The sequence below is a fragment of the Alteribacter populi genome (assembly GCF_002352765.1).
Classification (GTDB): Bacteria; Bacillota; Bacilli; order Bacillales; family Salisediminibacteriaceae; genus Alteribacter; species Alteribacter populi.
The window spans coordinates 2,632,572-2,648,103 of the sequence record NZ_KZ293963.1 but is presented as its reverse complement, the minus strand read 5'-3'; the positions used below and the strand labels follow the sequence as shown (position 1 = coordinate 2,648,103).

Annotated in this window: 12 protein-coding genes; 7 read left to right on the top strand and 5 right to left on the bottom strand. The window is 41.4% G+C overall.

What is annotated here, in order from left to right:
- Positions 1-484: 484 nt before the first annotated feature.
- Positions 485-2,041, top strand: coding sequence for a C40 family peptidase (locus CDZ94_RS12585; protein WP_096437545.1), 1,557 nt, complete (start codon positions 485-487; stop codon positions 2,039-2,041).
- Between the two features lie 524 nt (positions 2,042-2,565).
- On the opposite strand, the gene CDZ94_RS12580 is transcribed toward CDZ94_RS12585, so the two are convergent.
- Complete coding sequence (locus tag CDZ94_RS12580; RefSeq protein WP_096437543.1) at positions 2,566-3,516, bottom strand: C40 family peptidase; 951 nt, start codon at positions 3,514-3,516, stop codon at positions 2,566-2,568.
- 313 nt (positions 3,517-3,829) lie between these two features.
- Here CDZ94_RS12580 and pgsB point away from each other — a divergent pair, with 313 nt between their 5' ends.
- The 5 genes from pgsB to CDZ94_RS12555 are packed head-to-tail and all read left to right on the top strand — an operon-like array spanning position 3,830 to position 8,759.
- A complete protein-coding gene (pgsB, locus tag CDZ94_RS12575; RefSeq protein ID WP_096437541.1) occupies positions 3,830-5,005 on the top strand; it encodes a poly-gamma-glutamate synthase PgsB in 1,176 nt (391 codons plus the stop codon).
- An 18-nt stretch (positions 5,006-5,023) separates the two neighbouring features.
- On the top strand, positions 5,024-5,473 hold the full coding sequence (gene pgsC / locus CDZ94_RS12570; RefSeq protein WP_096437539.1) for a poly-gamma-glutamate biosynthesis protein PgsC: 450 nt from the start codon (positions 5,024-5,026) through the stop codon (positions 5,471-5,473).
- 12 nt (positions 5,474-5,485) lie between these two features.
- Positions 5,486-6,670 (top strand): CapA family protein, encoded by a 1,185-nt coding sequence (locus CDZ94_RS12565; RefSeq protein WP_096437537.1) that lies wholly within the window; start codon positions 5,486-5,488, stop codon positions 6,668-6,670.
- Positions 6,671-6,730: 60 nt separating this feature from the next.
- Positions 6,731-8,560 carry a gamma-glutamyltransferase family protein gene (locus tag CDZ94_RS12560; RefSeq protein WP_096437535.1) on the top strand — a complete coding sequence of 610 codons (1,830 nt, stop codon included), beginning with the start codon at positions 6,731-6,733 and terminating at the stop codon, positions 8,558-8,560.
- Positions 8,553-8,759 carry a hypothetical protein gene (locus CDZ94_RS12555; RefSeq protein WP_096437533.1) on the top strand — a complete coding sequence of 69 codons (207 nt, stop codon included), beginning with the start codon at positions 8,553-8,555 and terminating at the stop codon, positions 8,757-8,759. The genes CDZ94_RS12560 and CDZ94_RS12555 overlap by 8 nt, the downstream gene beginning before the upstream one ends.
- Positions 8,760-8,869: 110 nt before the next feature.
- On the opposite strand, the gene CDZ94_RS12550 is transcribed toward CDZ94_RS12555, so the two are convergent.
- Positions 8,870-10,045, bottom strand: a complete 1,176-nt coding sequence (locus CDZ94_RS12550) for a pyridoxal phosphate-dependent aminotransferase (RefSeq protein ID WP_096437531.1) — start codon at positions 10,043-10,045, stop codon at positions 8,870-8,872.
- Between the two features lie 93 nt (positions 10,046-10,138).
- On the opposite strand from CDZ94_RS12550, the gene CDZ94_RS12545 reads away from it, so the two are divergent.
- A complete protein-coding gene (locus CDZ94_RS12545; RefSeq protein ID WP_096437529.1) occupies positions 10,139-10,930 on the top strand; it encodes a carbon-nitrogen family hydrolase in 792 nt (263 codons plus the stop codon).
- 964 nt (positions 10,931-11,894) lie between these two features.
- On the opposite strand, the gene CDZ94_RS12540 is transcribed toward CDZ94_RS12545, so the two are convergent.
- The 3 genes from CDZ94_RS12540 to CDZ94_RS12530 all read right to left on the bottom strand — a co-directional run bounded on the left by CDZ94_RS12540 (position 11,895) and on the right by CDZ94_RS12530 (position 15,517).
- The gene (locus tag CDZ94_RS12540) at positions 11,895-12,878 is read right to left on the bottom strand and encodes a nuclease-related domain-containing protein (RefSeq protein WP_157911757.1); all 984 of its coding nucleotides are present in this window, start codon (positions 12,876-12,878) and stop codon (positions 11,895-11,897) included.
- A gap of 619 nt (positions 12,879-13,497) precedes the next feature.
- Complete coding sequence (locus tag CDZ94_RS12535) at positions 13,498-14,514, bottom strand: ABC transporter ATP-binding protein (protein ID WP_096437525.1); 1,017 nt, start codon at positions 14,512-14,514, stop codon at positions 13,498-13,500.
- Positions 14,486-15,517 carry an ABC transporter ATP-binding protein gene (locus CDZ94_RS12530; protein WP_096437523.1) on the bottom strand — a complete coding sequence of 344 codons (1,032 nt, stop codon included), beginning with the start codon at positions 15,515-15,517 and terminating at the stop codon, positions 14,486-14,488. Before CDZ94_RS12530 ends, CDZ94_RS12535 begins: the two co-directional genes overlap by 29 nt.
- Between the last annotated feature and the right edge of the window lie 15 nt (positions 15,518-15,532).

Sequence of the window (15,532 nt, the reverse complement as noted above, 5' to 3'; positions counted from 1 at the left end):
AGTGAAGGAAGAACCGATGTCTCACTTGTGCCCTCAGGTGAAAGAGTCAGCCTGTAGCAAATTCGAGACGTTCATCTTATCTTGTCACAAACAGCCTATTTAAAAGGTCAGATAGTATTAACGGACAGCTAACTTCTCAAAAGGTAACCATCCTTGAGACTATAAAGCATGTGACGGGAGCTAAAGCTGTTTTTCACGAATACTCCGACGAATACAGATTCAAAGCGAAACTCGCAGACAGCCTTAATAAAAGGCCTTACACGTCCAAAAACATCCTCACTCAATCATTCCCCTCACCCTAAAAAACATTGTAAATAAATAACAAATAACTAGTGCTTAAATCAATAATTTAAATTGTTTACTATAAAGTACAAAACTAGTTGAATCTCTTAATCTATCAGAGTAAAATAAAATTACAGATAATCGACCAAATTTAGCCAATTTATGACTGGGAAATGGTCAAAGAAAAGAGGCGGGTGAAAAGATGTCAGTATTGTCGTCGAAAAAAGCGGTCGTAACCGCATCCGTGGCTGTTGCAGGAGTAGTATTTGCCTCTCCAGCATCTACTGAAGCATCGTTTGGGGAAAGAACGTTACATTTTGGAATGAGCAATGACGATGTAAAAGCACTTCAGGAGACGTTGAAGGAAAAAGGATTCTTTGATTATCACACGGCAACAGGAAACTATCTTGAAATTACTAGAAAAGCCGTTACTGACTTTCAAAAAGCGAATGGACTCACAGCTGATGGTATTGCTGGTCCGAAAACATTCGGAGCACTGAAAGATGGCAATGCTAGCTCAGAGTCATCCAATGACGGCTCCTCAGATAGTAATAGCAAAGCGGTTCCCGATACTCATTTGCTGCGTCAAGGTACTTCAGGAAATGCTGTTACCTTGCTCCAGGAAAAATTAAATGATCTCGGATACCTCTCTGCTTCACCAACCGGCAATTTCGGTTCACAAACAAAAGAAGCTGTCACGGCCTATCAAAAAGCACATTCGCTTCAAATTGATGGTATCGCCGGACCACAAACGATCGGGCGTATAAATGAAGGAAACAGTAAAAAGCATAGTCCGGAAACACCGTCATCTTCTGAATCTTCAAGTTCAGGAAATGAATCCTCATCCGGCAACTCAAGCTCATCGCTTCCTTCTAGCGGAATTCTACGCTTTAATGACCGCAACACGTCAGTCGGTGCATTACAAGAGCATCTGAAAAAGCATGGATTTTACGATCATAGTGTGACAAACATCTATGGCACGAAGACAAGAGACGCTGTAAGAAAGTTTCAAAAAGAAGCAGCTATTCAAGTTGATGGCATTGCGGGTCCACAAACCTTTAAAGCATTAAAAAGCTGGAATGGCACAAGCGGTAGTGGGAACTCAGGCTCATCTGGTAACAGCGGCGACTCTTCCAACTCGAACTCCGGTAGCACTTTAATGGTCGGGTCAGAGGGCGGAGCCGTAACAGAGCTTCAAAATCAGTTGAAAACGCTAGGTTTATTTAATGTAACACCTACAGGCTATTACGGATCGATTACTAAAGAGTCCGTGAAGAAATTTCAGAAACAGTGGAATCTCGTAGCAGACGGTATTGCCACAAAGGCTACAAGAGATAAATTAGAAGAAGTTTCAAGTATCCATAAAGAAGACGCGGGTAGTGGCTCCTCGTCAGGAAGCTTTGAAGTCATGAACCTGATTGCTGATGCTTCTAACTATATTGGCGTCCCTTACGTTTGGGGAGGCGTATCTCCATCCGGTTTTGACTGTAGTGGATTTATTCAATACGTCTTTAAACAGAATGGTAAAAATGTACCTAGAACAGCCGCACAACAGTACAATTTTGGTAAAAGTGTAAGCACTCCAAAAGTGGGTGATGTCGTTTTTTTCGAAACCTATACATCAGGCCCTTCACATAACGGAATATACATTGGAAACAATCAATTTATCCATAGTGGATCATCAACTGGCGTCACCATTGCCAATTTGAATACAAACTATTGGAATTCACGCTATTTAGGCGCAAAACGATTGCATTAATCGATTTTATTAATGCGGGGTGAGCTCGAGTACTTCTCTTAAACTTGAGCTCAACCCCTTTCCCACAAAAAGCTCGAATCCTCTCTCTTCAAAGCGACCCCTTCTCATTCACCAAAGCATATTTTCTTACAGCTCTTCCGTTTATATTAAAAATCTAGAGAGGTTTTACGGACCTTATCTTTATTCTTCTCCCATTAAAGAAAAGCGCAAGGCGTCTGGAGCTAGACATTGAAATGTGGACTTCTGAACTCTTAAAAAAGGGCACCCTTTTTGTCCAAGGGTGCCCGATAAATCTGTATTATTAGCTTTATTGTAAGGGTAAGTTATAAGTAGGAAATTAGTTGTGTTTATTTTAATGGATGTTCAAAAAGTCCGCTACAAATAGCTGTCGTATCTCTTCGTTGGCTTGTTTCTCGCTCCTCACGTATTAAAACCATACGCTCTGGTGCTCGAAAACTTCGCCGCCTCGACCTACTCGGCTCTTTTTATGCTCCTTTTTGAACACGCACTTTAAGGTTGATAACTTACATGCGCCCTGCGCCAAGGTAGCGCTGGCTCCAGTAAGAAGTGTTCTTGTCAGAAACTGTTACACCTGTAGAAGATCCTGAATGGATAAACTGACCATTTCCTAAGTAGATCCCTGCGTGAGATGGACCTGAAGTATAAGTTTCAAAAAATACAATGTCACCGCGTTGTGGTGAAGAAACGGATGTGCTTGCGCTGTGGATGCTAGCTACTGTACGTGGAATGCTTTTACCGTTTTGATTAAAGACATATTGTAAGAACCCACTGCAGTCAAATCCAGATGGGCTTGTCCCACCCCACACGTAAGGTGTTCCTGTTAAGCTTTGCGCTGTAGAAATCAAGCTGTCCACACTGCTGCTGCTAGAAGACCCACTAGAGCTATTATTGTTGCTTGATGTTGATTCAGATTTTACAACAGAATTTCCATTTAACGCACGATATGTTTGAGGACCAGCAATACCGTCCACTGCAATTCCTTCCGCGCGTTGGAAGCTACGTACCGCATCTGCTGTTTTAGGTCCAAAAATGCCATCTGTAGATCCAGCACTATGTCCTACAGAATTTAACGCATCTTGTAAGTTACGTACACTTGCTCCTCGTGCGCCTTGACGTAAAGTACTCTCATATGTAATCCAGTCACCAGATCCGGAAGATGCTGTTGCACCAGTTACACCCATTGAACTAAATGTTTGAGGACCAGCAATGCCATCGACTGCGATCCCTGAATCACGTTGATAATCACGTACTGCTGATCGAGTGATTTCTCCAAAGTACCCCGTTGATGTATGAAATGTGAAATATCCTTCAGAACGTAAAAACTCTTGTAACTCTTCAACATCTCCATGTCTCATGCCTTCACGTAACGTTTGATCTCCTAAAGCAGCGTCTGCGATCGTTGGCGTTACGAAAAGCCCGCCTGCTAAAACTACACTTAATACAACCTTTTTCATTTCTTTTCCCTCTCCCCATAAACTCTTTGTTGATTTATTTTTACATTAGTAAGTTTACAAGAGGTTACACAGCCCTACAATACTATTTGAGGATTGGTTATATAACATTAAAGACTCTGTAAAAAATGTAATATAAACAAACAATTTAGCGAAAATTTGTACTCATTTGTCGTTAAAAGTAAATCTTTAGTCCCTTTACATCCGCCTTTTTTGCAGTGTCGAAAATTCAACTTGCATGAAATAATTCATTTTAGACTAGTAAAGTTTTGGACATACTAACATTGATGATTATTAGGCTGGGGAGGAGCACAAGATGTTATTAATTCCTATCTCTTGCGTGCTTTTATTTATATTAGGTGTCATGGAGCGGAAAAGACACCAGCGTCATGTCGATAATATTCCGATTCGTATAAATATAAACGGTGTGAGGGGGAAATCAACTGTCACAAGGCTCATCACTGGCATTATGGTGGAAGCGGGATATAAAACCATCGGCAAAACGACGGGGACTCAAGCAAGGATGATTTATAACGACCGGGAAGACCCGATCATTCGCGACCCTGAAGGCCCGAATATTCGTGAGCAGCTGAAAGTAATGAAACGAGTCTCTGAAGAGGGAACAAAAGTGCTCGTCAGCGAGTGTATGGCCGTTAATCCTGATTATCAAAAAGTATTTCAAGACATTATGCTCCAAGCAAATATTGGTGTCATTGTTAATGTATTAGAAGATCACATGGACGTCTTAGGGCCGACAATTGATGATGTAGCGCAATCATTCACTGCAACTATTCCTTATAACGGTCACCTTATTATTAATGACGGTCCTTATAAAGACTTTTTTCACGAAATAGCAGCAAACCGGAACACAGAAGTGATTGTTGCTGATGCTTCTCAAGTGAGTGAAGATTATTTACGCAAATTTGATTATATGATGTTTCCGGATAATGCTGCTCTACCTTTAGCGGTTGCCGAAGCTCTTGATATAAAGCGAGATACGGCGTTAAAAGGGATGCTAAATGCCCCACCAGATCCCGGTGCCATGCGAATTCTGAAAATGGGTGATATTGATCAGCCTTCCTATTTTTTCAATGGATTCGCAGCCAATGATCCTTCCTCAACTTTAAACATTTGGAAACGAGTGAAAGAACTCGGCTTTCCAGCAGAGCATCCGATTGTAATTATGAACTGTCGAAAAGATCGAGTTGAGCGCTCGGAACAGTTTGCACGGGACGTATTACCTAACCTTGATATCGGTACTCTTGTTGTCATTGGTGACTTAACGTCCCCCATTGAGCAAGCTTACCAGGATGGAACGATTGAAGCTGATGACTTTGTAAACTTAGAAGGAAAAGGAACCGATGAGATTTACGCTGCTCTTAGGGAACGTATGAATCGCTCATCGATTTTTGGTGTAGGTAATATTCACGGTGCTGCTGAACCTCTTGTCGAACGCATCCAAGCGGAACAACACGAAGAGCATGCATCATAGAAAAAGGGGGTACGCCCATTGTTTGGAGCCGATTTATATATCACCTTAGTTGTCGGAATTGTACTCAGTTTAATTTATGCAGAAAAAGCAGGGGCCTTACCAGCTGGAATTATCGTACCTGGTTATTTAGCACTCATTTTTGATCAGCCATTTTTCTTAATGTCGATCTTTTTTATTAGCTGTGCTATTTATTTTTTAGTAGTCCATGTTTTTTCGCGTTTCACAATTCTTTATGGCCGCCGAAAATTTGCAGCCATGCTGTTAACCGGTGTTGTTATGAAGTTGGCATTTGACTATTTTTACCCCGTATTCCCCTTTGAAATTTATGAATTGCGTGGGATTGGGGTTATTGTCCCTGGACTTATCGCTAACTCGTTTGAAAAGCAAGGGGTTTATATTACAGTAACAAGCACGATGGTTTTAAGCGGTTTAACCTTTTTAATTATGACGATTTACTACATGCTTTAAGGCGGGTTGTTTATGTCAAAACGATACTTAACAAATAAAGAAAAACTGCTAGCCTTAACAAAAAAACATAAAGCAAAAGTGGACAAGCATGCCTTTGTGTTTCTTCTCGCTTTGACACTCTTACTAGCAGCAGGCCATTTCGTAAGCTTTGCCCAAGTACCTGATGTAAAAAAAGACGAGGACGCTATTTTTACCGGAACGGTAGTAGGTGACATTATGCTTGGTCGACACGTGGAGGAAGTGACGAAACGAAAAGGTTTCGATGCTTTGTTCGAATTCACTAAACCTTATTTTCAAGCTTCAGAATATGTGAGTGGGAATTTTAAGCAAACAATTATCGATGTGCCACCAGAATCGATGGAAGATGTGAATGGAGATTCCCTCGAAAACATGACAGAAAACGAGAACAAGCCAATTAACTTTTCGACGTCATATGAAAGTGTCCAGGCACTGGTTGACCAGGGCTTTACAAACATGAACTTAGCCAATAACAATCAGTTTGACTATAATTACCTCGGTTTTCGCAATACGTTAAACGTTTTTGATGAATATGAAGGTGAGATAGATTACGTCGGAGCAGGTGTGAATACAGAGCAAGCGATGGCTCCATCAATTCAAGAGGCAAACGGAGTGACGGTGGCGACAATCGGATTTACCGATGTTTATGCCCCAAACCATGCAGTAGACCAGGATCGATCAGGAGTGCTTACGACCCGAAGATTGGCTGATGTTTATGAGGCGGTTCGAGTCGCGGAGGAACAGGCCGATTTTGTTATCGTTCATGCCCATTGGGGTGAAAACTTCAACAGCTCCATGTTCTCAAGGCAAAGAGAACTCGCTCACTATCTAGTTGACTTAGGAGCGGATTTAATCGTCGGTCACTACCCCCATGTAATCAGTCCGATTGAAATTTATAACGATACGCCCGTTTTGTACAGTGTCGGAAATTTCATATCAGATCAAGGTTGGTCGAGAACAACAGATGCTTTGATTACACAGTTTAAATTGTTTGAAGACGGTCGAAAACGACTAGAATTTTCCCCAATGATCATTCGTGAAGCGACCCCGCTTCCGGCCATTAAACCATTCAGCATAATCCAGCAACAGCGGATTTTTCGAACCTTGACAAAGGGGCTAGATGATGACGTAAATACGTGGAGAGAAGGTGGAACGCTTTACCTTGAAATTGATGGTTAGGTAAAAGAGTCGAGCGTAAACTTTTTTCCAGAACCTGTTTATTAAGAAAGGAGTGAGTCGATGCGCCTACGTAGAGTGACGAACATTATCGGAACCATTTTAATTATTTTCTTTTTAATTGCAGCCTTTAATGAAATTGAATTTCCTCAAGAAGAAGGACTTCAAGAAGACGTCGAATTGTCGGAAGAGGAAATTGCAGTTGGAACAGAAGCCTACGGAATTAGCGCCGCTCACCCTTTAGCGGTGGATGCAGGAATGACCATTTTAAAAGAAGGCGGCAATGCGGCTGACGCCTTTATTGCCGTGTCTTTTATGCTTAACGTCGTCGAACCATATGGATCGGGTATCGGAGGTGGCGGGTCGCTTCTTTATTTTGATCCTCAAATAAGTTCAGTGCCGAGTTATATCGACTACCGAGAAACCGCCCCTTTCAATATCGCAACAAAAGAACAATACGGCAGTGCTTTTGGGATACCTGGTTTTTTAATCGGCATGTCGACGATGTATGATCAATACGCCACTGGAAACTTCAGCTTCGCAGAGCTTTTACAGCCGGCAATTGATGTAGCTGAGGAAGGATTTGAAGTTGATCGTTATTTAGCAGGCAGGTTTCACCATGCTCAATACCGTATGAATCCTGCCGAAATTCCACACTATTATAATGGGCCAGAAACGATTCAATCCGGAGAAGTTCTCGTCCAAACAGAGCTTGCTGAAACGTTACGCACGATACAAAACATAGGCCCGCGTGAATATTTCTTAGAGCAGTTGGCACCGGCAATGGAAGCGCGCTATCCTGGACTATTAGTAAGTGATTTCCAGCAATACGAAGTTAAACAGCCAGAGCCAGAAATGGGAGAATTTCAAGGCTTTAGTGTCTATAGTGCACCAGCTCCTTTAGCTGGGCCGACATTTATCCAACTCTTGCAAGCAGCAGAACATCTTAACTTAGAGGAAATAAGAGAAAGTGCCGCAAGCGATGAAGCGTGGTATGTCACCTACACAGAACTCATGACAAGGCTCCAAATTGAAGCTTATAATGACCGACTTCAATTTATTGCAGATCCCGACTTTCACCAAGGAACAGAGTGGGAAAGTCCATTTCAGGATAACCTTAACCGAATCACCTCAGAGGAGTACGCACAGGAAATGGCAGCTGATGCTTTGGACGGCGTAATCGCCGAACAAATGGAAGATGACGCTCCTGCAATAGAAAATGACCATAACAACACGAGTCATTTCGTCGTGGTGGACAAAGAAGGACGAATGATTTCTGTCACGCATACGCTAAGTAACTTCTTTGGATCCGGTCAATACCACGCGGGCTTCTTCTTAAATGACCAATTAAGCAACTTTAACCAATCTCCGGAGTCGATTAACCGTTATGAGCCAGGAAAACGGCCTCGTAGTTTTATGGCGCCTTCGATTTTGGTCAAAGAAGACTTAGGTGTCATTGGTTTAGGATCGCCAGGTGGAGCACGAATTCCGAATATGCTGGCACAAACGATGATTCAAAATCAATTATTTGACTTTGGATTTAAATCCGCAATTGAACAACCGAGATTTCATTTTGATGACCGAATCGATCGAACCGGTGAAATCGGTGTTTTTGTAGACTACAAATTTCCAACAAATTGGCAGGCTGAACTCGAAAACAGGTTAAACAGCAATAATGAAATGGAAGGGTGGATTGTCCAAGAAGATTCAAGTGACATGTTCTTCGGCGGAATCCAAGCAATGATTATCGATTACAACAACAATATCATTTACGGTGGCGCTGACCCTCGCCGTGGTGGAAAATGGGAAGCCAGTGACCCGGAAAAAGAGAAGGAAGAAGAACCAGAGCAAAACAGCTTGTTCGATGGAGAGGAGGAAAACAACAATGAATAAACGCCTAAGAAAATACGGATCCTTTATTTTTCTCATCATTGTCTTCGCATTCATGGCCTTCTTCAGACATGACATCGAACTAACAGATAATGAAGAGAAAATGACCGAGAATTATTTCGAACGCCACAACGGCACTGATGATACCACCGAAGACGATCTCATCACTTCACCTGAAGAAGACGTCGGAACAGAGAGTTGAAGTGCCAGAGGTGAAGGTTCTTTTGTGTGGGAAAAAATCATTGTTATTGTAGTAATGAAATTTTAAGTATAAAAAAGCAGCGACCACTCCAATCGCTGCACCTTTCATTCTCAGTCAAACAACTGCAATTGATCAATCCGCCGTACCGCTTCGAGCAAACGTTCCTCGCTCGCAAGCAATCCCACGCGCAAATACCCTTCGCCGCTGGCACCAAATCCGTTGCCTGGAGCTGTTACTACGCGCGCTTTGTCCAACAATAAGTCGGCAAATTCTTCAGAAGTGTACCCTTTTGGCACGGGAAGCCAGACAAAGAAAGTCCCTTTTGAGGAAGGAACCTTCCAGCCGATATTATTTAGCGCACCAATGAATGTATCCCGCCTTTTTTCATACGTCACTACAAGATCGTGAACCGCGCTCTGGTCACCAGTTAACGCCTTTGCTGCCGCTTGCTGAATCGCGCCAAACAAACTTACATAAAGGTGGTCCTGAATGAGATTCAAGCTTTCAATCACAGATGCGTTCCCAACAGCAAATCCGACGCGCCACCCCGCCATGTTGTAGGTTTTAGACAAGGTATACATTTCAACGCCAACGTCCTTTGCACCTTCTGACTGTAAAAAGCTCCGCGGTTTCTCCCCATCAAAGCCAATTGCGCCATAGGCAAAGTCATGCACAACGCAAATATTATGCTTCTTAGCCACATCCACTGTCTCGTCAAAAAAAGAACTACTCGCCGTTGCTGAAGTCGGATTGTTAGGGTAATTTAAGAAAAGTAACTTAGCACGGTCAAGCGTTTCCGCATTGATTTTCCCATAGTCAGGTAAAAAATCATTCTCCTCAAGAAGAGGCATCAAAGCAGTATCTGCATTGGCGAGCGCAATCCCGGACATGTAATCAGGATACCCTGGGTCCGGGAGCAATGCTACATCCCCCGCATTAAGTAAACACTCGCTGATTTCAACAAGTCCTGTTTTCGCACCAAATAAAACAGCAACTTCAGTATCCGGATCTAAATCAACATCGTGCTCACGCTTGTAAAACTCCGCAACCGCTTCCTTTAAAAAGCGATAACCTGTAAAAGGGGAATACTTATGATACAAAGGATTATCAGCTGATTTTTTCAACTCATCCACAATATGACCAGGTGTAGGAAGATCAGGATTCCCTTGGCCTAAGTTGATTAAGTCATATCCTTGGCTCTTCAGCTCCTGGACTTGTTGAGCCAACCGGGCAAAAAACTGCTCGGGCAGCCTCTTTAAAGATTCAGATCGTTCAAATTTATGCATCCCGTTCACTCCAATTAAATTGACGTAATACTTGAAATTTTAACATAAATCTTATACTCTTGATCACAACACGCAAATAAAAGGAGTTTACCTATGAAATTGAAAGCCGCACTAATTCAAATAGATATCGCTTTCGGAGATCCAGAGGCAAACCGAAATAAAGTGGAACACTATTTTCAAGAAGCATGTAAACAGGAAACAGATGTGGTTGTCCTCCCTGAGCTGTGGACAACAGGCTATGATTTAACACGGCTCGATGACATCGCTGACCGCGATGCCAAAAGTTCGATTACCTTTATCTCTGCACTAGCTAAACAGTATCAAGTCAATGTCGTAGCCGGATCTGTGGCAAAACAAGCAGATGACGGTGTGACCAACACGATGCTCGTTGTCGACCGCAATGGCGCACTTGTAAAAGAATACAGCAAAGCCCATTTGTTCCGACTTATGAACGAAGAGAAGTACCTAAATGAAGGCAATACAGATGGATTATTTGAACTCGACAATCAAAAGTGCGCCGGCGTAATCTGCTATGACATCCGATTCCCAGAATGGATTCGCACGCACATGTTAAGTGACAGTAAGCTGTTATTTGTAGTCGCAGAATGGCCCAAGCCCCGCATCGACCACTGGCGAGCACTACTCATTAGCCGCGCCATTGAAAATCAATGCTACGTAATGGCCTGCAACCGCGTCGGAGCAGATCCAAACAACGAATTCGGCGGCCACTCCATCATCATCGACCCATGGGGAAAAATCATCGCCGAAGCCAACGATCAAGAAGAATGCATTCTCCGCGGAGAAGCAGATCTCGCCGAAGTCGATACCATCCGCGAGAAAATGACCATCTATGAAGACCGCAGACCCGAATTGTACAAAACATAATTTCAGAAACGAACATGGAAAATGGATTCTACACAAAAGAAAACGAATTCTACACAAAAGAAAACGAATTCTACACAAAAGAGAAGTATTTCTACACAAAAGCGAATTAATTGAACAAAAGGCAAGCTTAATTCAAAACAAAGAGAAGTAACCAACAAAAAGAGAGGCCATTCTAGAGAAGCAAAAATGAATTCAACACAAAAGAGGAACTATTCTACACAAAAGCAGATTAATTCTACACAAAAGAGAAGTATTTCTACACAAAAGCGAAATAATTGAACAAAAGGCAAGCTTAACTCAAAACAAAGAGGAATCACCAACAAAAAGAGAGGTCATTCTAAAGAAGCAAAAATGAATTCTACACAAAAGAGGATTAATTGAACAAAAAGCAAGCTTAATTCAAAACAAAGAGAAGTAACCAACAAAAAAGAGGAACTATTCTACAGAAAAGCAGAATAATTCAACACAAAAGAGAAGTATTTCAACACAAAAGCAGATTAATTGAACAAAAAGACAAGCTTAATTCAAAACAAAGAGAAGTCACCAACAAAAAGAGAGGCCATTCTAGAAGCAAAAATGAATTCTACACAAAAGAGGAATCATTCTACAGAAAAGCAGATTGATTCAACACAAAAGAAAAGTATTTCTACACAAAAGCGAATTAATTGAACAAAAGGCAAGCTTAATTCAAAACAAAGAGGAATCATCAACAAAAAGACAAGCTTAACTTAATACAAAGAGAAGTCACCAACAAAAAGAGAGGCCATTCTAGAAGCAAAAATGAATTCTACACAAAAGAGGAATCATTCTACAGAAAAGCAGAATAATTCAACACAAAAGAAAAGTATTTCTACACAAAAGCGAAATAATTGAACAAAAGGCAAGCTTAATTCAAAACAAAGAGAAGTAACCAACAAAAAAGAGAGGCCTTTCTACAGAAACAAAAAAAGCAAAGTATTCTCTATCATCGATCTAACAGTTGCTTTAATTCATATGATCTGGATTTTGTTCCTCCATTGTGTGGTAGCTTAAGACTCTTAAGCAACCTACTTGCATCACGCGAGGTGGGGATCATACAAAAATTTCTCAACTCTTTATTTGTAATTGTATCACCCACCAAAAGGAAATAATCACGAAGAGAGTCTACAATCGCGTGCTTAGAGCTAAAATTACACTTTTGACAAATCCACTTTTCACGCATTTTGAGCATGGGGAGTGAAAAGCATTTTGGGCAATGTACGCCTTTAATTAGATCACTAAGTGGAACGGAGTATTTCTCAATCCCCTTCTTGCGGTAATCTGAATGTTCATTCAAAAGCAAATTATCAAGACGTTCTAAATCGTCTTGTGACAAGAGTGTTTTCTTATAAAGTGAATCAAGCTCGCGTATAGAATATTCAAGATAGGTGCTCCTCATTACACGGGATCTTTCAATGTAATTGGGGGAAAAAGTGATCTCACAGTGAGGGTTAGCCATAATCACGAGGTACTCAATTGGGAGAGAAGGTAATGAATGTTTTTTTAACCAACGGTGTAGGTGCTTTTTTTGTTGTTTAACCTGCAAAATAGGATCATCATACGCTTTTTTAGTTTTTTCAAATGAGGTCCGAATGAGCTGGTGAGGTTCCTCCTTAAGGTAAACAGATTCACCTGAGAAATGTTTAATTTCCAAAATCAATAAATAGTTTGGAAAAACGATGAGTGTGTCTATCTCAAAGGCATTATTGTCTGAGCGCATTAACCGCAAATTATGGTAAATATAGTTTGAAGACCGAGGAATGTTCTTTAAATAAAATTCTACTGATTTTTCACCTCTGAACCCTGCATGTAAGCTGGCATGATCATTTTCTAAATAAGAAAATTGAGGGTGAAAGGGAGGCAGCCTTCGAATCATTGACAGTACAACCAAGAGGTCAAGAGGAGTCTTGCGAGGTTTTCTATTATTCAAATTCATCATCCTTTCTTCTTAATAGATAAAATAATTCGACATAAATGATAAAATTCCTTCAATGTTTTTAAAAATTTTTGAAGCTCAAAAAGCATTTCCACACAAAAAGGAACTTATCCTACAAAAAGCAAAAATGAATTCTACACAAAAGAGAGATTATTCTACAGAAAAGCAGATTAATTCAACACAAAAGAGAAGTATTTCTACACAAAAGCGAATTAATTGAACAAAAGGCAAACTTAGTTCAAAACAAAGAGAAGTAACCAACAAAAAAGAGGAATTATTCTACACAAAAGCAGATGAATTCAACACAAAAGAGAAGTATTTCTACCCAAAAGAGGATTAATTGAACAAAAGGCAAACTTAACTCAAAACAAAAAGAAGTCACCAACAAAAAAAGGAGAGGCCATTCTACAAAAACAAAAAAAACTCTACCCAAAAGCAATATATTTTAGCACCAATAATCGTTAATACTACAACAAGCAAAGACAATTCCCCAATTTAAAGAAAAACCCCTTAATCGCATGATGAGCACCCTTATCTTTATGATCGTTCAAGCTCAGAGAAACATTTCCAAACAAAAAAGCAGCACCCCACCAAGGGACGCTGCTTTCAAACCTTATCTATACTTCGGCTGCATTTCACCAGATTCAATTTCATCAATATAATGACACGCAGCATTGTGACCATCAAGCATTCCTTTACCAGTGTTGCGTAGCTCTGGTACTTCATCCTTACACTTGTCCGTTGCGAACGGGCAACGAGTGTGGAAGCGGCATCCTGTTGGTGGGTCAATTGGTGATGGTACGTCACCTTTTAGGATGATTTGATCACGCTTCTCATTCGGGTTTGGTACCGGAATTGCAGATAATAACGTCTTCGTGTATGGGTGCTTTGGATTGTCGAACAATGATTTTTTATCAGCAATTTCAACAATTTTACCCAAGTACATTACCATGACGCGGTCTGAGATGTGACGAACAACACCTAAGTCATGGGAAATAAACAAGTACGTTAAGTCTAAATCCTTCTGCAATTTCTTCAACAAGTTCAATACTTGCGCTTGAATGGAAACGTCCAATGCGGACACGGACTCGTCACAGACGATGAGTTTTGGATCTACGGCTAACGCACGGGCGATACCGATACGCTGACGTTGACCACCACTGAATTCGTGAGGGAAGCGGTCAAGTTGGTGTTTACCAAGACCAACTGTTTCCATTAACTCGAGCATGCGCTCTAAACGCTGCTCTTTTGGTACTACATTTTGAATCTCCATCGCTTCGTTCAGCACTTGACGAACGGTTTGACGAGGGTTGATGGACGCGTAAGGATCTTGAAAAATAATCTGCAGATCTTTACGGCGCTTACGCATTTCCGTTTTACTTAAGCCGAGCAAATCTTCTCCGTCAAATGTGACCTCACCGGAAGTAGGCTCGTCTAGGCGAAGGATGGCTCGGCCAGTTGTTGATTTTCCGCAACCGGACTCACCTACGATGCTTAACGTTTCGCCGGCTCTAACACCGAACGTAATATCATCAACGGCTTTAACGTCATTGACGCGACGGCCGAAAATTCCACCTTTGATCGGGAAGTACTGTTTTAAATTATTTACTTGCAGCAGATTCGTAGTCATTTCTGACGTTCACCTCCGGACCGTCCCACTTGTCGGTATGAATCCAACAACGGACTTGATTTCCGTTTTCTTCGTTTTCTAAATGAGGTAAGCTTTCGCGACAAATGTCACTTGCAAACGGACAACGCGGTGCAAAACGACAGCCTTCTGGCATAGCGTCTGGTGTAGGCACCATCCCTTTGATTGTACTCAAGTCACCCTCTTGGTCAATGTCATGACGCGGGAGAGATTTCAATAAGCCAACCGTATAAGGGTGCTTCGGATTTGAGAATAGTGTATTTACATCAGCATATTCTACGATTTTACCAGCGTACATAACCGCAACGTAATCACATGTTTCAGCTACAACGCCGAGGTCGTGCGTGATCAAAATAACACTCATGCCAAGTTCGTCTTGCAAGTTGCGCATTAACCGTAAAATCTGTGCTTGAATTGTCACGTCCAACGCTGTCGTTGGCTCATCGGCAATCAAGAGCTCTGGACGACATGCAAGTGCAATTGCAATCATCACACGTTGACGCATCCCGCCGGAAAGTTCGTGCGGGTAATTCTTCAGACGTGTTTTAGGAGAAGGGATTCCCACAAGCTCGAGCATTTCTAGCGATTTGGCCATTGCTTGCTTTTTAGATAAACCTTGGTGAATCATCACCGCTTCTGAAATTTGATCTCCTACGGTAAAAACCGGGTTCAAAGAAGTCATCGGCTCTTGGAAAATCATTGAGATCTGATTTCCTCGAATGCCTCGCATTTCAGCCTCTGATTTATTTAGCAAGTTTTCACCGTTAAAGTTAATTTCGCCGCCTTTAATTTTACCCGGTTCTGCAATGAGACGCATGATGGAAAGAGAGGTAATACTTTTACCGGAACCTGACTCTCCTACAATTCCTAATGTTTTACCACTAGGCACATCAAATGTTACGCCGTCGACAGCTTTTACTTCTTTATCTTCCATAAAAAATGATGTTTGTAAGTCGTTTACTTCAATAATACTGTTGTTTGCCATAGAAGTACCCTCCTT